Here is a 19,397-nt window from a genome sequence, read left to right as displayed (position 1 = left end):
TTCACCTACACTTTCTCAACTACGGCTTTTCCAAATAAGCCTTCAGGTTTAAAAATTAATACGATGATTAAAATCGAGAAAGCAAAAACGTCTTTATATTCCGCTCCGAATACGCCACTTGTGAGCAAAGACAGGTTTGCGGCTGCGAACATTTCCAATACTCCTAGCAGCAAGCCCCCGACCATTGCGCCGCGGATGTTTCCGATCCCCCCGAGCACTGCGGCAGTGAAAGCTTTCAGCCCAAGAATAAAGCCAATATAAGGATCGATCGTACCATAATGGACTGCAAACAATACACCGGTTGCTCCCCCAAGTGCTGATCCAACAAAAAAAGTGATCGATATGACTTTGTTTACGTTGATGGACATTAGCGAAGCCGTATCCGGATCCTGAGCGACTGCTCTCATTGCCATGCCCCACCTCGTTTTGTTGACAAAAATTTCGAGTCCTACCATTAATATAATTGCTACTATTAGCACAACCAAAAAGGAAGTTTTTAATGATACATCGCCAAAAACGGATGAAATGGATGATGTTTGCAAATTGAAATTCCCGGGAAATATCGAAGGAGTATTCACGATAAAATTCCCTCTGCTTAACTCGGTAATGAATCGCACAATATCCTGTAAAAGAAATGAAACACCAATCGCAGTAATCAAAGTAATCAGTTTTGTTGCTTTTCGTAAAGGGCGGTAAGCGATCCGTTCAATGCCCATTCCTAAAAATCCTGTTGCCATACTTGTAATAAGCAGTATGAGTACGAGTGTGACAACGCCTGGCAGAACAGAGATCCACCCCAATCCAGTCATGGCAAGAAGTATAGCTGTGCCGATAAATGCCCCTGTCATGAAGATTTCTCCATGGGCAAAGTTTATAAGCTCTAAAATCCCATAAACCATCGTATATCCGAGGGCAATGATGGCATAAACAGCCCCGAGAGTAAGTCCGTCAATTAAAACTTGCGGCAGGGTTTGAAGTAAATGCTCCATACGCATTCTACCTTTCCGAATATCTTGTTTTTTTTAAAAAAGTGCTGAACAATAGCTTCTATTAAGAGAAAAAGAGTATAGGCGTGAAGACTATACCCTTTCTTTGATTCTTATTTTGAGATTTCCCCCTCTAATTTTGGAGGGTATGCAGCTTCTGCAAACTTGTAAATAAAGATTTTCGCGAACTTGTTGTCTCCTTTTTCATCAAAGCCAACCTCAGTCATTTCCCCTTTGTAATCGGAAACAGATCGGACTGCCTTTGCAACAACATCTTTTGCCGGAATCTCTCCGTCATTTTCTTTAATCGCATTTTCAATCCCTAACAGCATAACCTTCATAGAATCATAGCCATAGATCGAATATGATTCAGCGTCTTTATTGAACTTTTCTTTGTAGTTTTTCGCGAATTTCGTATCTGTTGAAACCCCGGCTACTGAAGTAATGTACGTATCTTTTACTGCGTCGCCTGCTATATCTACAAGGCTTGATGAATCAAGACCGTCTCCGCCCATAAATTTTGCAGTAATCCCTTTTTCACGAGCCTGTTTGATCAGCAGCCCGCCTTCAGCGTACAGACCGCCAAAATAAACAAGATCAGGCTTAACTGAAGCGACTTGGCTTAATACGCCATTAAAATCCTTTTCCCCAACTGTGATGCCTTCTTCACCAATAATTTCTGCGCCAAGCTCTTCTGCTTTGCCTTTAAAATTTTCGGCGAGTCCTTGTCCATAGGCCGTTTTATCTTGAATGATAAATATCTTGTTGACTTTAAGGGTTTCCATGGCAAATTGTGCACCGGCAGGACCTTGGAAATCATCTCTTGCGACGATTCGGTTTGCCGTTTTCAATCCCCTGTCAGTCACATCAGTAGCTGTAGCCGCAGGAGAAATCATTGGAATGTTGTACTTTTCGTAAACTTCAGATGAAGGAATGGTAACACCGGAATTTAAATGGCCGATGATCCCGTAAACGTCACTGTCAGAACCAATCTGTTCGGCATTCGCAACTCCTTTTTTAGGATCTCCCTGGTCGTCAAGCGGCTCAAACTGCAACGTATACCCCAGTTCTTTAAACTTGTCCTTTTCTTCATTTAAAGCCAGTTCAGAACCATTCTTCAAAGCATCTCCAAGCGTTGCGCTTCCGCCTGATAACGGAGACTGCGATGCGATTTTAATAACTTTATTAGATGAATCCCCTGATGCTCCGCTGTTGTTTCCGCACCCTGTAAGTGCAGCTATTCCTAAAGATGCTGTTACCAATAACGATAATGCTTTCTTATTAAGCATTGTTCCCCCTCCAAATCCATTGTTTTAAATTTACAAGCATATATGTAGGTCTTAAGGACTCCCTCCTATCCCTAAACAAAAGTAATCTTTTTCAAATTATAAAATTTCGTAGATTAGATCACACCAATTGTGAGAGATAATATGACAAAGTTTTTTGAATTTTATTATTTTTCTGAATAAATTACTGTTCGCCAATTGATAAAAGTATATATTTTACAATGCGAAAAATAGGGCATCCTAATCACACTAGGACTTTTTACGCCTATACATGAGTCTTACAGCCCGTTAGCGCAGGATGAAATTTAAATCTCTATGATTTCCAATCTTTTTTTTCTACAAATTCTGTTTTTTTTCGACAAGAAAATGTATAATGAAAATTTGTGAAGGAATTGGCTATATAAAGATGGAGGGTTTTCAAATGATAAAAAGAAAAAAAGATAAATTTTCATTGCTCTTAATGGAAATGGCAAAAATTCTTGATGAGACAGCGGAATACTTTGTTAACTATAAAGTAACCAATCTTACCACACTGAAAGAATTTGCTGATACTTTAAAGGAGTATGAAACGAAAGGCGACAATCAAGTTCACATTATCATTAAAGAATTAAACCAAGCATTCATTACACCGATTGAAAGAGAAGATATTCTTCAGCTGACAAATAGTTTAGATGATGTATTGGATGGAATCGAGAATTTTTCCGCTCAAATGGAAATTTATTCGATTACTTCATCTGACGAACATATTGATAAATTCTCAAGTAATATCCGAGAGTGCACGAAAGAAATCTTAATTACAATGGATCTGCTTTCGAATAACCGCCTAAAAGACATCCGAGAGCATGCGATCAAAATTAAAGAACACGAACATAACTGTGACAATCTATTTAGAAAATCGCTAAAAAATCTATTTGCTAAAGAAACAAATCCAATCAAAGTCATTCAATACAAAGAAATCTATGAAACGCTTGAGGAAATTGCTGATTCCTGCCAAAGCGTTGCAAATAACCTTGAAACCATCATTATGAAGAATGCGTAGAGTGTAAAGTCATGGATATTCTTTTTGTTTTAACCATACTTATAGTAATTTTCGCTTTAGCTTTTGATTTTATCAACGGTTTTCATGATACAGCAAACGCGATTGCCACATCTGTCTCAACAAAGGCGTTAAAGCCCCGCCATGCGATTATATTGGCTGCAGTCATGAATTTCGTCGGCGCGATGACCTTTACAGGTGTTGCAAAAACGATAACGAGTGATATTGCGGATCCTTTCAAGCTTGAAAATGGATCAGTTGTCATTCTGGCGGCTCTTATTGCTGCTATCACATGGAACCTTTTAACATGGTACTACGGAATACCAAGCAGCTCATCACATGCCATTATTGGTGCGATTGCAGGTGCAGTCATTGCTTCAGCAGGATTTGCAGCAATTAACTTTAAAGGGTTTCTTAAAATTTTACAGGCCTTGCTCTTTTCACCTATCCTTGCTTTTGTTATGGGATTTATCGTCTACAGCATTGTTAAGGTGATATTCAGAAACAGCAATCTGGCAAAAACAAACCAACGATTTCGCCATATTCAAATCGTTACAGCTGCTTTGCAATCATATACGCACGGCACTAATGATGCACAAAAAGCAATGGGGATCATTACGATGGCATTGATCGCAGGGAATCTTCACAGCTCAACCGATATTCCCTATTGGGTTCAAGTGTCCTGTGCTATCGCCATGGGGCTCGGTACGTCTGTTGGGGGTTGGAAAATCATTAAAACCGTCGGAGCAAAAATTATGAAAATTCGCCCGGTAAATGGGGTTTCCGCCGACTTAACCGGCGCTGCAATTATTTTCGGCGCAACCTTTATCCACCTCCCTGTGAGTACGACACACGTTATTTCTTCTTCTATATTGGGAGTTGGAGCGTCTCACCGGGTAAAAGGCGTAAACTGGGGCACTGCAAAACGGATGCTGATTACGTGGGTGATTACATTGCCGATTAGCGGAACGCTTGGAGCAATTGCTTATTATATCTTAAATATCTTTTTCTAAAAGATTAGATTTCTTTGCCGCCATAATAGGCGGTTTTTTTTATTCCAATTTTTCTTAAATTTTTCTGTTCAATTCTTTAAGAGAATGGTATAAATGAACTGGATAAACTATTTCATCCAACCCTAAATTCAAATTGGAGGCAGCAACAGATGACAACACATCCATCTTCAGCATTATTGAAGCTGTCCGTTATTTTATTCCTTTTTCTATTATTTGTATCTAATCCTGCTTTTTTGAGGGCAAAACCTACCGTGGACAAAAATCCGATCATTTTTGTTCATGGCTATGGAGGATCCGGTTCCAGCTTTGCCACGCTTCAATCATATTTGATCGATCAAGGCTGGAATAAGGATGATTTATATACGGTCAATTTCACAGACCATTTTGGAAGCAATGTAAGAAACGCGGCCGAGCTCTCCTATCATATTGAGATGGTAAAAAAACGGACGGGAAAATCCAAGATTGATCTTATTGCTCACAGTATGGGCGGGCTGAGTGTCCGCTACTATCTTGAGCATATGAATACGCACGATTCGATTGATCATGTTATTACCTTAGGCTCTCCTCATCACGGGATCCCAGGTGACAGATTCAAAGGCACAGACGGCGGAAATGAAATGGCTCCAACCAGCACGTTTTTGGCGCAATTAAATAAAAATGATGAAACTCCTGATGGATCAAATCGTGATCATATCATAAGATATACGTCCATTTATAGCAAAGGAGACAAAGTCGTTCCTTATCTTTCTTCCCCGCTTAAAGGAGCGAATAACATACAAGTTTCGAAACCCAGCCATGTTGGAATACTGTCAGACTCGCTCGTGATGTCTTACGTAGCAGAAGCCCTAAGATAGACATATAAGCTGTAAAAAACCCCACAGACATTTCTGTGGGATTCTTTTTTATATTTAATGTTTTTTCCTAAAAGAAACAAAAAGACTGACCGTATAACACGAATTTGGAATTAAAGTAATTGTGGCCTGTTAACACTATATTTGTGTTTTTCGGACACACCTTTTTTTACAAAATCCACAGTGGGAGTTAGCTTATACCTGGCAAAGAAGAACGTATAATTAAAAACTCTCTGATTTCCTGAGAGGATATTCCTGCCTCTAAGGCTTCACGTATTAATTCTATCCATTCTTCATCCAAATGCAATTGTCCTTCTTTACTCACCACAGGCACTCCTTTGCTGCTTTTTTGCATAATCATAACGCTTTGGGAGTGAATTTTATGTAACTCTTTGTCGATAGAAAAAAATTTTTCAAAGCTTGTTTTTTTTAAAAAAACATGCAGATTAAATAAATAACAATAAGCTAAGTGCCATCACTGCCATTCCGCCAATCAATCCGTAAATTGACATATGAGCCTCATCATATCGTTTAGCAGCCGGAAGCAATTCATCAAGGGATATAAAAACCATTATGCCTGCAACAGAAGAAAAGATTAAACCAAACATTAAGTCATTTAGAAAAGGCATTAATATCAAGAAAGCAAGGAGCGCGCCAATTGGTTCCGACAATCCAGACAAGAACGACAGCTTGAATGCCTTCTTTCTATCACCTGTGGCAAAGTAAACAGGGACTGATACGGCAATTCCCTCCGGAATGTTATGAATCGCGATTGCAAATGCAATTGCGATGCCGAGCCCCGGATCTTGAAGAGCAGATGTAAAAGTAGCTATCCCTTCAGGAAAGTTATGGATAGCAATTGCGAGCGCGGTGAATGTCCCCATTTTCAATAGCTCAGGATCTCTCACTACCGATTTTTCCGGCTTTTCCATATCCTCCACTTTTTTCAGCTCATGCGGATTTCCCTGCTTAGGAATAAATTTGTCAATCATAGCAATCAAAAGCATTCCGCCAAAAAAACCAGCCACTGTCAGCCAATTTCCTAATTGAACCCCCATTGATGATACAAGCGCATCCTTTGCTTTCACAAAAATTTCAATCATTGATACATAAATCATGACCCCAGCAGAAAATCCAAGAGTTAGTGATAGAAATTTTGTGTTTGTGGTGGATGTTAGAAACGCAAGAACACTTCCGATACCCGTCGCAAGGCCAGCGATTAATGTTAATAAAAATGCGACAATCAAATTTTCTGCCATCAATTATATCTCCTTATACAGGTTATTATGTGTAAAATATAAACCGTCTTAACAAATCATTCACAATTATTTCAAAAGGCACGAGAATATATCATTATTGATTTTTCGAAACATTTTTGCTATTTGCTTCTCAAGCGGTAAGGAAACCATTACAATAATCATATGTAATGACTATTTTAGGATGCAACTATTTTAACATTTATTATCTTACAAAGGGACTTCAATAAAAAATTCACCATAAGACAGAGTCAAGCTGAAAATCTGACGAGAGGAATGGAGAAAAAATGAGTGATAATCACTATTATGTAAACAGGCGTAAAATCCAGGAAACTCTTAATAAGACAGAAGATATTGCTGATTTTGTAATAACGAATAATTACATCGTGGTGAATCTAAAAACCGGAGAAAAGATCGTCATCAGCGGCAAGGAAGAATCAGGATTGCGATTTGATATATTAAAACAAGGCCATAAAAGTTCATAGCATTATTTTGTTGAAAGCTTTATGGTGAGACATTTAAAAGCATGATCTATCATTACGATTTCATCCTCTTCTGCTCAATCGTAATGGCTCCAGAAAAAAAACCCGACAAAGTCGGGAGACGGCCATTAAAACTCAATTTTAATTTGCCTAGAATCGGTGATTTTTTTCTTATCTTTGTCAAACAACCTGCTCTATCTTGAATCAGAATCTGCTAACAATTTGTCTATTTCAGCCGCAGCACGATCCAAACCTTCCTTGACGGATAATTTCCCTTTGAATATTTCACTTAAGTAGTATGTGTATACTTCTTCGATTTTGCTCCAGTTCTTGACCGGAGGCCACGAGAAGGCCTGATCAGCAGTTTCTGAATAAGGAAAGTGATAAGAATCCTGCATTGATGTAAATGTATCGACTGCCGCCTTATTCGTTGGTATTAATCCGCTTTTCGTCATGGTGAGCTGCGTTTCTTTTTCTGTCATCCATTTTAAAAAGGTCCAAGCTTCTAATCTGTGTTTGGTCCCCTTCATCATAACTAAATTTTCGCCGCCAATGACGTTAGCAGGTCCTTCATTATGTGGAAAGGGTGCAGGAACGGTCAGTTTCAAGGCTCGATTCAATTCCTCTTCACTTTGTAAATTGTAGTAAAACCAGGGACCTTCATCAACCATCAACATTTTTCCGTTCATAAGCTCGTCCCAATTTTCAATTTGATCCAAATTTACGTCGGAATATTCAGGAATATTAATAACATGTTCCTTGTTAAGTGATTTCAGTTGCTCTACCGCTTGAATTGTTCTTTCACTGTTCAAATAACCGGAAGTCTTACTGAACTTCTCGTCTGAAATAACCCCGCCAAGACTTTCAATATATGGTATTGTGTCCCAAGTATCCAACCCTCCGAGACCAATTGTATAGTTATGCTTGCGGGCAATCTTTAATACGTCATCCATTGTACTTGGAGGTGTAGAATATCCTGCATCTTTTAATAACTCTTGGTTAAAGATAGCCGCCTTCGTATATAAGTTAAGCGGAATGGAGTAATAGTCACCTTTATAATAGCCTGTTTCCATTGCTTCAGGTTGAAACCTTTGGCGTATACTTTTGAAATCCGGCAGCTCTGATAAAGGTTCAAGAAGCTCTTTATTTGAAAATTCGGCAATCAAGCCTACATCTAGCCTGGCAACATCCGGACCGCGCTTTGAAGATGTTTGGGCCACCAGGATGTTATTTAATTCTGAATTTGAAGCTAAATTAATCGACTCTACGTGAATGTTCGGATGTGCCTTTTCAAAAGCTGGAATGATATTCTGTTCAAGCAGATCGGTTTCTTTGTCGTTATATGTGTGCCAAAACGTAATGGACGTTTTTTGGTTCTTATGAAGCTTTTCAACCTCTTTTGGATTAGAGATCACTGACTGGTTTCCGCAGCCGGCAATTAATCCTATGATCAGAAAAATCGATATCCACTTGAGGGCCATTCTTAATTCCAACCTTTCTTAATCGATAGACATTCGTTTTTTATGGTGCTTTTCCCTGTATTCATGAGGAGTAGATCCAGCTACTTTCTTGAACACCTTACTGAAATATTTAACGTCTTTAAAACCTGCGGCCTTGGCTACATCGTAAATCCGGCTATCATTTTGCGTCAATTGCCGCTTGGCTTCCCTTATCCGCAGATCAATTAAATAATCAATAAAGTTTCGTCCGGTGTGTTTTTTGAAAAAGAGGCTGAAATAACTTCTACTTAGATGAACATACTCGGCTACACTCTGAAGCGTTAAATTCTCTCGATAATTAGCGGCAATATATTCGAGCGCCTTCGTGATTAATTGCCCATCTTGGCCGTTATTAGGCAATTTCGGAATAAAAGGCTTCGTAATTTCTTCCAAGTGAAAAATTAGAAGGGATACGAGTTGTTCCAATGTCTCTGTTCGTTTGAGTTGATCATGTTGTTCAGAAAGCAGAATGCCCGAATCCTCATACAGATCATATACTCCCTTAAGCAGGCTGCATGCTTCTTGTTGTACTTGTTCCGGATTCAGATCCCCGCTATTCCACCGTTTGAGTACAATTTCAATAGCGGATGAAACCGGATCGCCATTACGAATCAATTCATAGAAAGATGTTAAAACATTTTCACTATCTATTTCAGCATCCTTGATTTCAGCCTCTTTTTTTGCACCATCCATAATATATAGCTTACCCAGCCCTTCGAAAAAACGTCTGTGGCAGGCTGATTTGCTTTGCATGTATCCTTGGATAATGCATTCCTTTCCTTTCTTCCTCACAAGACCGATTGAAGTTGAAATGTTCCACTGTTTTTCCACTGAATCCTTCCACTGAAGAAGCTCTTGCTCAGATTCACCATTGTTATCAGGGAGAATTAAAAACATGCCCGTTTCAGATACTATCAGTGCCATACCTGTATCTATCTTATTATAGAAATCTTCTTGCAAATCCTCTAACAGGACATTCACATAAAGATATCCTTGATTTTCTCTCCATTCTTCGGCATGATCCAACATAAGATAAATACAGTCATATGTTTTTTCCAACCAATGTGGTGCCCAGATCATTGGCAATTCAGGACTACGTTCCTGAACGATCAATCTTTTGATTTCATGCTCTACCTTTTTTCGTTCCAGATAGATTGCTCCCTCTTGATAATCATTCATCTCACGTTCTAATTTCTGTTCTTTCTCAAGCATGGAAATACATCTCCGAAGGACAGAAAGAAGATCTTCTTGTTTCAAGGTTAGCTTCAATAAATAATCGACAGCCCCAAGTCTCATCCCTTCTTTGACGTATTCAAAATCGCTGTAGTTGCTGATCATGATTACTTTTATCGAAGGATAGCGTTTTAATGCTTGCTCCATAAGTTCAATCCCGTCAATTATCGGCATTTTAATGTCGGTGATGAGAATATCACAGGGGCTTCTATCCAAAGCATCCATTGCTTCCTTTCCATTAGCGTAATGGTCTTCAGCTTGCATACCTTCCTTTTCCCAATCAATAATGGAAGCTATCCCTTTTCGAATGGCAGGCTCGTCATCTACAATAAGAACTCGATACATGATTATTCCCCCTGTTTGCTAATTCTAGTAGCAGATTTCATAACGTTTTTCAATACAATACATACTTCTGTTCCTTGATCTGGTGTACTTGAGATCGACCATTTCCAATCTTTTGTATAATAAAGCCTCAGCGTATCAAAGATATGGCGGAGCCCAATTCCGATTTTTCCCTTTAAGGCGGCCTCCGGATCGTTTAATATCTTCAGCTTCTCTTTTTCAATACCTACGCCGTCATCCTTGATAAGAAATTTCAAGTCACCTTCACTTAGACGAATTCGTATAAAAATTAGGCCGTCCTTATTTTTCGGCACAATGCCATGAAATATGGAATTTTCCACAATAGGCTGCAACAGCATTCGGGGAATGATGAATTTCTCTGTACCCGATTCAACATCTAAATCCAAGTGGAATGTTTTTTCGTAACGAAGCTCTAATATCGTCAAATACTTCCGAATAATGTCCAGTTCTTCTTCAACGGTTATCATGTTTCCGCTTTTGCTCATATTTGCCTCTAACAAGTGGTTAAGTGCCGATAAAACATGAGAAGCACGATCGTTTTGATTCGAATGAATAAGCCAGCGGAGTGTGCTGAGTGTGTTATATAAAAAATGAGGATGTACTCTATGAATGACAGCACGAAGCTCCGCATGATGCTTCTCACTCTGTTCTTCCTCTACCTGTTGCATTAAAAGTTCGATTTTATCAAGCATTTTATTAAATTGCATACTTAAAAAACCAATTTCATCTGATGATTTGACGGGCGTTCTAACTTTTAGTCTCCCTTGCTGTACAAGCTGCATACTCTGGGTTAGTTTTTTTACTGGGCCCGTGACCCAACCGGCAATAATAAGTCCGATACCGATAGCTATCAGCGAGAAAATAGCCGGAGAAAGAAATATCCAAGATTGCAGCCTGTCCAACTGACCGCTGATTTCATGAATCGGGACCGTACCAACAATTATCCAGCCATTGCTTAATAACTGCTTTACACCGTAATAAGGAACGCCATTAACGTCATATTCGAATTCTGCTGCATTCCCAGACACAATATGTCGATATAACTCAGGATTGTCCACTTTTTTATTTATCAAATCGAGATTAGAATCAATCATGATCCTTCCTTCGGTATCGACGACGAAAAATTTTCCAGTTTTACCCAGATTTAATTGGCTGATCGTGTCCAAAATCGAGCGGCCATCTAAATGAACCTGTACGATCCCTATATTATTCAGAGTTTCAAAATCCTTTAGAACCCTACCCATTGGCAGAACTAAATCTGTATTGGCACTCCCGCCTTTGAAACGGTCATACTGAAGCCCCTGCCAAACCAATTCTCCGTTCTTTCGTTTGGCTTCCTTTACAAGCTGTTGATTGGAAAAATGCCCTTTCTTAAGCCTGGCTTCAGAAAAGGTGCCGCTCCCCCATCCTTCTCCTTTCTCGTTAAAAATGTAACCGATACTGACAAAGGAATTGGAATAGACCAAATTGTTTAGTAAGCTATTTATATATTGGGAATTCTCTCCTTGTTCGTATGAGGAACGTTCATCCAATTGTAAAACGGCTTGTTGAATCTTCAAATCGCTGCTAATGAAATCTGAAGTATCTATCCCCACGTTTAAGATAAAAGATAGAGATTCCGCGGTCTGTTTCGTGATTTGTATAGTGGACTCCCTTACGTTCTTCTTCAAAATAGTATTTGATTCCCAATAGAAAGACAAACAAGTAAAAAGAATCGGAATGAGAATTAGAAGAAGAAAGGGTACGATTATTTTAGTTGAAAAGCTCCAAGTTGTAAAAAATTTTCTGGACATAACACCCCACCTAGTTCAAATCTTTCTTTCACCATTGTACAGGTATAGACACGTATTCTACCAATGCAGGATATGGAAATTAATATCCCTATTCTTCATATCCAGATAACACCTTATTGTTGTAATTGCTGTCATATTTAATGGTGTCTTTTTATAATAAAATTTAATAAAATTATACACCTTATTGTTTTTTCTTACAAACTTCATAAAATATCCCATTTTTACAATTAATTCAATAAAAAAGGTGCCTTGGTGTTCTTTTTTTACAATATATCCATATATAAGAGAGTATTAAAATGCAATAAAGCATTAAAGACTATAGTCCTTTAGTTCGTACAGGCTATTTTTTCCCATATTCAACCACGATTACATTAAAAATCGTAAAAAATTTACCTGTTAGATAAACAATGCCCTAATCCTTTAGTCACGCTAAATTAGTTCTGTTAAATCGTAATATTGAAACTATTTTTATTCTTTTGAAAGCGCTTATCAATTTAATAGGATTTAATCCCCATTGTTCTTGTCGAATTTTGTTGCTAATTTTGAATAGGCGTAACGCAATATATCTATTTTTACTATTTTTTTAGTTAACTCCTTTTCTTGGAGTTTTCTATAAAAATTTTTTGTAAAGTCGGTGATAAATAAAAACGAAATGAACTAGTGAAAACGAGAAAAATGTTGCCGTAGACCGTATCTCTCAAAAATGTATTACAAAAAAAGAATAGTTTGAGGTGTTTTTGTGTTAAAAGTAAAGAAATCACTCAGAGCATTATTCGTAGTAACTATCGTAACAATTGTCGCATTAACTTCCAACATTAACGCAGCATTTGCAGCAGAGCCAGATCCAGACACTCCGCTGAATCAGGAAAACTTGCAAAAGCTCTCTGCCACAGAAGTTAAAAAATTAGAAAATGGTGTCCAATTTGATCTGGGAGAATATAATGCTTTTATTCGTATTTACTCTGAAGATCTAGTAAAGGTTTCCGTGTTAAAAGATGGCCAAGAGGAAAAAGATTCTCCAGCTATTCAAAAGAAAGATTGGAAGACACCTAGATTTAAAACTACCGATGGCGAAAATGAGTATACGATTTCAACTAAAGAACTCACAATTAAAATCAGCAAATCGCCTTTTGGTGTGAAATTTTTAGACAAGCAAGGTAACGTGATCAACGAAGATTACATGAAAAATGGTGCAAGTTCCGGTTACGAGAACGGAAAGCCTTACGTTTACAAAAAAACGTCCAAAGATGAGAACTTTTATGGATTTGGAGAACAAACAGGCAGTACGTTAAATAAACGTGGTAAAAGTTTGGGCATGTGGAACATGGATTCATATGGATATACCAATAAAACAAAGTATGTTTATGCTTCCATCCCATTCTTTATGGGCCTAAAAGATGGGAAAGCATATGGAATTATGTTCGACAATTCACACCGCTCTTATTACGAAATGGCAAGCAAGTCTGACGATTACTACTATTTTTATGCAAATGGCGGTCCGTTAACTTACTATTTTATGAATGGACCTGAAATTTCCGACGTTCTTGAACAATACACAGAATTAACTGGTAAGATTAAGCTTCCGCCAGAATGGTCTTTGGGTCTCCAGCAAAGTGCATGGGCTTATACGCCAGAACAACTTGTTGACATTGCCAAAACTTATCGTGATAAAAAGATTCCGCTCGATACGCTGAATTTTGACATTGATTATATGGATGGATACAGAGTCTTTACGTGGAGCGACCGATACAAGAACGCTTTTAAAGAAATTGAAAATATGAAAGGCCTTCACACTGTAGCCATTAATGATCCAGGTGTCAAAAAAGATGAAAATTATTCCATTTATAATGAGGGAATAGAGAATAACTACTTTGTGAAACAATCAGACGGAAAGCCTTATATCGGTCCTGTCTGGCCAGGAGATTCCGCATTCCCTAACTTTTTGAATAGCGATGTGAAGAACTGGTGGTCTGACCATATTGCCTCCTCCCTTCTGAATGAGGGTGTTGATGGTATTTGGAATGATATGAATGAACCAGCTGTATTCAATGACGCTGATGGATATTTCCACACGCTGCCGCTCGATTCATATGGAGAAGATGATCAGAACAACAAGGTGCTTCATTCTGAATTCCATAATCTATATGGACACTTAGAAAATGAAGCAACTTATGATGCTTGGAAGAAGAGCAAGCCAAATGAAAGACCATTCATCTTAACTCGTGATATGTTTGCCGGATCCCAGCGTTATGCTGCAATTTGGACAGGCGATAGTATGAGTACTTGGGAACATTTACAAATGTCTCTACCAATGAATATGAACCTTGGTCTCTCCGGAGCATCTTTTGTCGGAAATGACATCGGTGGATTTGGCGGCCAAGCAAATTCTGAATTATTCGCTCGCTGGATCGAACTAGGCTCATTCTTGCCGTTTGCACGTGTTCACTATGACCAGTGGAGTGATCGAAACTATCATCAGGAGCCATGGTCATTCGGAAAAGATGTAGAAAATATCAGCAAAAAATATATTGAAATGCGCTATCAGCTCATGCCTTACCTATACAATGCATTTAAAGACGCTTCTGAAACTGGTAAACCAGTTCAACAGCCGCTTGTCTATCATTATCAAGAAGATGAGAACACTTATAATATTAGTGACCAATTCATGTTCGGTGACTCTATGATGCTTGCACCAGTTGTTGAAGAAGGAAAAACGAGCCGTGAAGTTTACCTACCTGAAGGCGAAACATGGATCGATTACTGGACGAAGAAAGAATACGAAGGCGGTCAAACGATTTCTGTCGACGCTCCGCTTGATCACTTGCCAATCTTCATGAAAGAAGATTCAATTGTGCCTACTCGTGAAGTTCAGCAGCATACGGGTGAAAAAGATTTAACAAACCTTGTGCTCGATACTTACGTAGATGATGAAGCAAGCTATAGCTTCTATGAAGACGATAGCAAATCGCTTGATCATGAAAAAGGTGAATTCGATGTAACGAACTTCAACATTGAACAAAAACGAAACAAAATCGAATTCTCGAAATCACTGGAAGCTGATCATTTTGATTCTAAAATTGAGCAATATACAATTAAGCTCAACAATGAAGAAGCTCCGGAAAAAGTACAGGCAGGCGGCAACAAATATCAAAAGGTTAACTCTTTAGATGACCTGACAAATACAAAACGTTCCTTCTTCTACGATGAAAAGACGAAAACAGTCTATGTTAATATTCCTGTAGAAGAAAAGAAAAAAGTGCAAGTGAACTTCAACAACAAAGTGGAAGTGAACGCCAATTTAACAAATAACTAATCACTCTTGTGATATGTTCCTGTTAAATTATTAAAACTCATAAAAAGCTTAAATTCGACTAGTTTATCTAGTTCGAAACTAGGCATAAAAAGGAAACTTGGCTTTCGCTAGTAGTAATAGGCGAAGCCAAGTTTTTCAATAAAGTTGGTGAAACAAAATGAAATGGAAAACAATAATTTTAATTCTCGGTGCAGTACTCCTCTCCCTTTTTGCAATCTATAGCAATAAAACACTTTTAAGTGAAAAGGCATCTCCCAAAATCGATCTCATTCCAGTACAAAACCTATTTACCAACCTGCAAACAAATAAATCACACTACTCTCCCGGTGATGCAGTCACTTTTAGCCTAAGCAATCAAACGAAGTCCGAAACAATAAAAATAGCTTACTATCATTTAGATCGCAAAATAGAAGAGCAAACTCTTTCAGTGAACGATTCAACCGAACAATCGTGGTCATGGAATCCTCCTAATGATGATTATAAAGGATACTTAGCTGAGATCACTATGTTTAAAGGTAATCACGTGCAGACGGAAACGATTGCAGTCGATGTTTCAAGCGATTGGAGCAAATTCCCCCGCTATGGGTTTCTCTCTGAATTCGGCGAATCGACTGGGGAAAATGTAAGCCATGTCATCTCTTCTTTAAACCGATATCACATAAATGGATTGCAATTTTATGACTGGCATGAAGAGCATCAACAGCCGCTTAAAACAGAGGGAGATTCCCCTGCCTCACACTGGCAGGATGTCGCGAACCGTGACATTTCACTTGAAACCGTCAAGCAATACATTGACTTTGCCCATCAGAAAAACATGAAAACAATGGCTTATAACTTATTGTATGGTTCTTTCGAAAACAAAGACATTCCACGAGAATGGCACTTGTTTAAAGACAGTCAGCATGAGATCATTGACCAGCACCCGCTGCCTGACCAATGGAAAAGCAATGTAAATATTATGAATCCGACGAATCCTTGGTGGCAGGATTATATTATTAATCAACAAAAAAACGTATATCGTCGTCTTCCGTTTGATGGCTGGCATATTGATCAATTGGGAGATCGCGGTGATGTATTTAACGAGTGGGGAAGTCCAGTACAAATTGTTGACGGCTTTCAACCGTTTCTCTCAAAAATAAAACAAGAGATTCCCGATAAAGAGATTGTGATGAATGCTGTCAATCAGTACGGGCAATCAGCGATAGCAGAAGCTTCACCTTCTTTTCTATATACAGAGGTGTGGGATGAATACAAATCATACAGTGATTTAAAACGAATCCTGGATGAAAATGCTTCCCTCTCAAAACGAGATGAAAGCTCTGTTCTAGCAGCTTATATGAACTATAATCATTCCAACCAGCCTGGTTCGTTCAATGAAGCAGGAATACTATCGGCGAATGCAGTGATTTTTGCAAATGGAGGAGCCCATCTCGAGCAGGGAGAGCATATGCTGTCAAAAGAATACTTCCCCCTTCATCAATTAAATATGGAGGCAAGCTTGCAAGAGAAAATGATTGATTACTATGATTTTTTAACAGCATACGAAAACATCCTGCGAGAGAATGTGACAAATTCAAGCATTGAATTAACCTCTAATGAAGGAATTCCTTTATCATTCGGGGATGCTGTGCAAGGACAAATATGGATCTTGCCTAAACAAAAAGAGAAACAAAAAATCATTCATTTTATTAACTTTTTAGACGCCAAAACGATGGAATGGCGCGATTCTGATGCTGCTCAGCCCGCTCCGTCTGAACGTACCAATTTAGATTTCACGATAAAGGAAGAAAAAAAGATTAACAGAATGTGGCTGGCATCTCCGGATACAAAATCCTCAATGCCGATTGCTGTTCCATTTGTACAAAAAGGCAAGGACGTATCGTTCACTCTACCTTCGTTAACGTATTGGGACATGTTAGTTATCGAGTACGAAGAATAAGATTGTATAAAAAAACATCAGTTTCGCTAATATTAAGCTTACTGACGTCATGAAAGCATTCCAACAGGGCATGTCCAAAAGGCATTTGCCCTGTCGATTTTTAATAGTGATAATTATTTGTTAATATCTGCTGTACTTCTATTCCTCATCTTCCTTCACTCGATATGCCTTATTAAACAGCATCAGCTGGCTATCTATTTCCGGATCATCCTCGTTTCTTTCTACGTAATGATACTCTCCTGTATCGTCCTGCTCGCGTGCTTTCATATTATCTGCAAGTGAAGCATCCAAAATTTCACGAATACGCTGCTTATTAGGACCGTCAAATATCGGAAATAAAATTTCTACACGTTTTTCCATATTACGGGTCATCATATCAGCAGAAGAAAGAAAGATTTTCTCTTCGCCGTTGTGATGAAAATAATAAATACGACTGTGTTCTAATAATCTTCCGACAATACTGCGTACTGTAATGTTTTCACTGGCTCCTTTAAGTCCCGGACGCAAACAGCAGGTTCCGCGTACGATTAAATCAATTTTAACCCCGGCATTTGATGCTTCATATAATTTCATAATTATGACTTTATCGGTTAATGAATTCATTTTTATAATGATCCGGCCATTCGAATATTGTTTTTGAAAGTTGATTTCCTCATCGATCAACCGAATAAAGTCATCTCTAATTTCAAATGGTGCCACGGATAAATGGTGATAGGTCGGATTTTCTGTATATCCGCTTAAATGATTAAAGAAATTGGTAGCGTCAATTCCAAACTTCCTTTTAGAAGTAAACAAACCTAAATCGGTATACATTTTTGCTGTCTGATCGTTATAATTACCGGTGCCGAGGTGAACAAAACGCTCGATTCGATTATTCTTCTTACGAACCACAAGCGTAATTTTACTATGTGTTTTTAAATAAGTCATTCCGTAAATAACATGGCAGCCCGCTTTCTCGAGCTCTTTTGCCCACTGTACATTGTTTTCTTCATCAAATCTGGCTTTTAACTCAAATAGGACAGTCACCTGTTTTCCTTTTTCTGCAGCTCTTTTTAACGCATCAATGATCGGAGAATCTCCGCTAACTCGATATAAAGTTTGCTTAATCGCTAATACGTCTGGGTCATCGGCTGCTTCAGATACGAATTCAACTACCGGTTCAAACGATTCGTATGGATGATGCAGCAAAATATCTTGTTCGGTAACTTTTTTGAATATATCTTCTTCAGAATTTAAATCACGGGGGGGTTGAGGAATTAGTGCCTGATACATTAAGTGCTCTCTCGTTTTACTAATTTCTTTGTAGAAGCTAAAAAGCATGGTTAGATCGATCGGTCCGTCAATCTCATAAACATCCTTTTTATGAATTTCAAGTTCTTCCGTTAAATACTTCAAAATGTTGTGATCATAGCCGTTTTGTTGAATTTCAAGTCTTATTGCAGCGCCCCATTTACGTTTTTTTAACTCTTTCTCAATCTCCTTAAGTAAATCGCGGGCCCCTTCTTCATGAATTGTTAAATCAGCATTTCTTGTAATGCGAAATACCGAGACTGAAACCACCTTATATCCTTTAAATAATTTATGAATAAAGTTGCTGATCACATCTTCCAATAATAAAAATTGCGCTTTAGTATCAGAAGTTTGCAGGCGGACAAACCGCTCCAGTACAGAAGGGACCTGGACGATTGCCGTTTTTATCCGTTCATCTATACTTTCACTATGGTCTTCAATCACAATAACAAGATTTAAGCTTTTATTTAAAAGCATTGGAAAAGGACGATATGCATCAACTGCCATTGGAGTTAGAACAGGAAAAATATTCTCGTCAAAATAATCCTCCATCCATTTCAGCTGTTCTTCCGGCAAGTCTTCCATTTTTAGAAACTCTATGCCTTCCTCCTTAAGCCTTGGCAATAGGATTTGATTAAAAGCCTCATATTGTAATTTAACCAGGGAATGTGTTTTAATTGCAATTTCATTTAATTGTTCTTTCGGAGTCATACCTGCCTTATTCTCAGGTTTATTAAATCCAGCTTTTACTTGATCCTTAAGTCCAGCCACACGAACCATAAAAAACTCATCCAAATTAGAGCTGAAAATAGCTAAAAATTTCAACCGTTCCAATAAAGGGTTCCGATCATCAAGCGCTTCTTCTAATACACGATTATTAAAGGCAAGCCAGCTTAATTCTCGATTGTTGTAATACTTCGGACAGCTAAGATCGATTTCATTTTCTATTCTCTTATTCAATCGTAATGCCACCTTTTTTCGACAAATTTCTAGGATAATTATAACATTAATAGCTAATTGTGAATGTCAAATATTCGTAAAAATTAACACTATTGTA

General features: G+C 38.2%; 14 protein-coding genes. 6 read left to right on the top strand and 8 right to left on the bottom strand.

Features of this window, described 5'->3' with window-relative positions; genetic code table 11:
* Window positions 1-5: 5 nt before the first annotated feature.
* The gene (locus AM592_RS03830; RefSeq protein ID WP_053602556.1) at window positions 6-989 is read right to left on the bottom strand and encodes a branched-chain amino acid ABC transporter permease; all 984 of its coding nucleotides are present in this window, start codon (window positions 987-989) and stop codon (window positions 6-8) included.
* 110 nt (window positions 990-1,099) lie between these two features.
* A complete protein-coding gene (locus AM592_RS03825; protein ID WP_053602555.1) occupies window positions 1,100-2,275 on the bottom strand; it encodes a branched-chain amino acid ABC transporter substrate-binding protein in 1,176 nt (391 codons plus the stop codon).
* A 418-nt stretch (window positions 2,276-2,693) separates the two neighbouring features.
* Here AM592_RS03825 and AM592_RS03820 point away from each other — a divergent pair, with 418 nt between their 5' ends.
* The 3 genes from AM592_RS03820 to AM592_RS03810 all read left to right on the top strand — a co-directional run bounded on the left by AM592_RS03820 (window position 2,694) and on the right by AM592_RS03810 (window position 5,175).
* Window positions 2,694-3,311: a DUF47 domain-containing protein gene (locus AM592_RS03820; RefSeq protein ID WP_053602554.1), complete on the top strand. Its 618-nt coding sequence runs from the start codon at window positions 2,694-2,696 to the stop codon at window positions 3,309-3,311.
* Window positions 3,312-3,322: 11 nt separating this feature from the next.
* Window positions 3,323-4,321, top strand: coding sequence for an inorganic phosphate transporter (locus AM592_RS03815; protein WP_053602553.1), 999 nt, complete (start codon window positions 3,323-3,325; stop codon window positions 4,319-4,321).
* Window positions 4,322-4,470: 149 nt separating this feature from the next.
* Window positions 4,471-5,175, top strand: coding sequence for an esterase/lipase family protein (locus tag AM592_RS03810; protein WP_053602552.1), 705 nt, complete (start codon window positions 4,471-4,473; stop codon window positions 5,173-5,175).
* A 187-nt stretch (window positions 5,176-5,362) separates the two neighbouring features.
* Here the strand turns inward: AM592_RS03810 and AM592_RS23090 are convergent, their stop codons facing one another.
* A complete protein-coding gene (locus AM592_RS23090; RefSeq protein ID WP_225970327.1) occupies window positions 5,363-5,497 on the bottom strand; it encodes an anti-repressor SinI family protein in 135 nt (44 codons plus the stop codon).
* Between the two features lie 121 nt (window positions 5,498-5,618).
* Window positions 5,619-6,431, bottom strand: coding sequence for a zinc transporter ZupT (zupT, locus tag AM592_RS03805; RefSeq protein ID WP_053602551.1), 813 nt, complete (start codon window positions 6,429-6,431; stop codon window positions 5,619-5,621).
* A gap of 284 nt (window positions 6,432-6,715) precedes the next feature.
* Between zupT and AM592_RS03800 the strand changes: the two genes are divergently transcribed.
* Window positions 6,716-6,913: a hypothetical protein gene (locus AM592_RS03800; RefSeq protein ID WP_053602550.1), complete on the top strand. Its 198-nt coding sequence runs from the start codon at window positions 6,716-6,718 to the stop codon at window positions 6,911-6,913.
* A gap of 191 nt (window positions 6,914-7,104) precedes the next feature.
* Here AM592_RS03800 and AM592_RS03795 read toward each other — a convergent pair whose 3' ends face one another.
* Genes AM592_RS03795 through AM592_RS03785 form a run of 3 tightly spaced genes read right to left on the bottom strand, consistent with a single transcriptional unit; the run spans window position 7,105 to window position 11,798 of the window.
* The gene (locus AM592_RS03795; protein ID WP_053602549.1) at window positions 7,105-8,391 is read right to left on the bottom strand and encodes an extracellular solute-binding protein; all 1,287 of its coding nucleotides are present in this window, start codon (window positions 8,389-8,391) and stop codon (window positions 7,105-7,107) included.
* 18 nt (window positions 8,392-8,409) lie between these two features.
* Complete coding sequence (locus tag AM592_RS03790; RefSeq protein WP_053602548.1) at window positions 8,410-9,987, bottom strand: response regulator transcription factor; 1,578 nt, start codon at window positions 9,985-9,987, stop codon at window positions 8,410-8,412.
* 2 nt (window positions 9,988-9,989) lie between these two features.
* Window positions 9,990-11,798, bottom strand: a complete 1,809-nt coding sequence (locus AM592_RS03785) for a sensor histidine kinase (protein WP_053602547.1) — start codon at window positions 11,796-11,798, stop codon at window positions 9,990-9,992.
* 739 nt (window positions 11,799-12,537) lie between these two features.
* Here AM592_RS03785 and AM592_RS03780 point away from each other — a divergent pair.
* Together AM592_RS03780 and AM592_RS03775 are read left to right on the top strand one after the other, a co-directional pair.
* The gene (locus AM592_RS03780) at window positions 12,538-15,111 is read left to right on the top strand and encodes a glycoside hydrolase family 31 protein (protein ID WP_053602546.1); all 2,574 of its coding nucleotides are present in this window, start codon (window positions 12,538-12,540) and stop codon (window positions 15,109-15,111) included.
* A 157-nt stretch (window positions 15,112-15,268) separates the two neighbouring features.
* On the top strand, window positions 15,269-17,050 hold the full coding sequence (locus tag AM592_RS03775; protein ID WP_053602545.1) for a glycoside hydrolase family 66 protein: 1,782 nt from the start codon (window positions 15,269-15,271) through the stop codon (window positions 17,048-17,050).
* Window positions 17,051-17,188: 138 nt separating this feature from the next.
* Here AM592_RS03775 and AM592_RS03770 read toward each other — a convergent pair whose 3' ends face one another.
* On the bottom strand, window positions 17,189-19,300 hold the full coding sequence (locus AM592_RS03770) for an RNA degradosome polyphosphate kinase (protein WP_082363701.1): 2,112 nt from the start codon (window positions 19,298-19,300) through the stop codon (window positions 17,189-17,191).
* Window positions 19,301-19,397: the final 97 nt, after the last annotated feature.

It is taken from the genome of Bacillus gobiensis, assembly GCF_001278705.1.
In the GTDB taxonomy this organism is placed as follows: Bacteria; Bacillota; Bacilli; order Bacillales; family Bacillaceae; genus Bacillus; species Bacillus gobiensis.
Note: the sequence above shows the minus strand (reverse complement) of the source record. Positions and strands in the feature narration are given on the sequence as shown.

Excerpts from the sequence above, each read along its gene's own strand:
- AM592_RS03815 (WP_053602553.1), top strand. The coding sequence starts at position 3,323 with ATGGATATTCTTTTTGTTTTAACCATACTTATAGTAATTTTCGCTTTA.
- AM592_RS03830 (WP_053602556.1), bottom strand. The coding sequence starts at position 989 with ATGGAGCATTTACTTCAAACCCTGCCGCAAGTTTTAATTGACGGACTT.
- AM592_RS03800 (WP_053602550.1), top strand. The coding sequence starts at position 6,716 with ATGAGTGATAATCACTATTATGTAAACAGGCGTAAAATCCAGGAAACT.
- AM592_RS03775 (WP_053602545.1), top strand. The coding sequence starts at position 15,269 with ATGAAATGGAAAACAATAATTTTAATTCTCGGTGCAGTACTCCTCTCC.
- AM592_RS03820 (WP_053602554.1), top strand. The coding sequence starts at position 2,694 with ATGATAAAAAGAAAAAAAGATAAATTTTCATTGCTCTTAATGGAAATG.
- AM592_RS03795 (WP_053602549.1), bottom strand. The coding sequence starts at position 8,391 with ATGGCCCTCAAGTGGATATCGATTTTTCTGATCATAGGATTAATTGCC.
- AM592_RS03785 (WP_053602547.1), bottom strand. The coding sequence starts at position 11,798 with ATGTCCAGAAAATTTTTTACAACTTGGAGCTTTTCAACTAAAATAATC.
- zupT (WP_053602551.1), bottom strand. The coding sequence starts at position 6,431 with ATGGCAGAAAATTTGATTGTCGCATTTTTATTAACATTAATCGCTGGC.
- AM592_RS03810 (WP_053602552.1), top strand. The coding sequence starts at position 4,471 with ATGACAACACATCCATCTTCAGCATTATTGAAGCTGTCCGTTATTTTA.
- AM592_RS03825 (WP_053602555.1), bottom strand. The coding sequence starts at position 2,275 with ATGCTTAATAAGAAAGCATTATCGTTATTGGTAACAGCATCTTTAGGA.
- AM592_RS03790 (WP_053602548.1), bottom strand. The coding sequence starts at position 9,987 with ATGTATCGAGTTCTTATTGTAGATGACGAGCCTGCCATTCGAAAAGGG.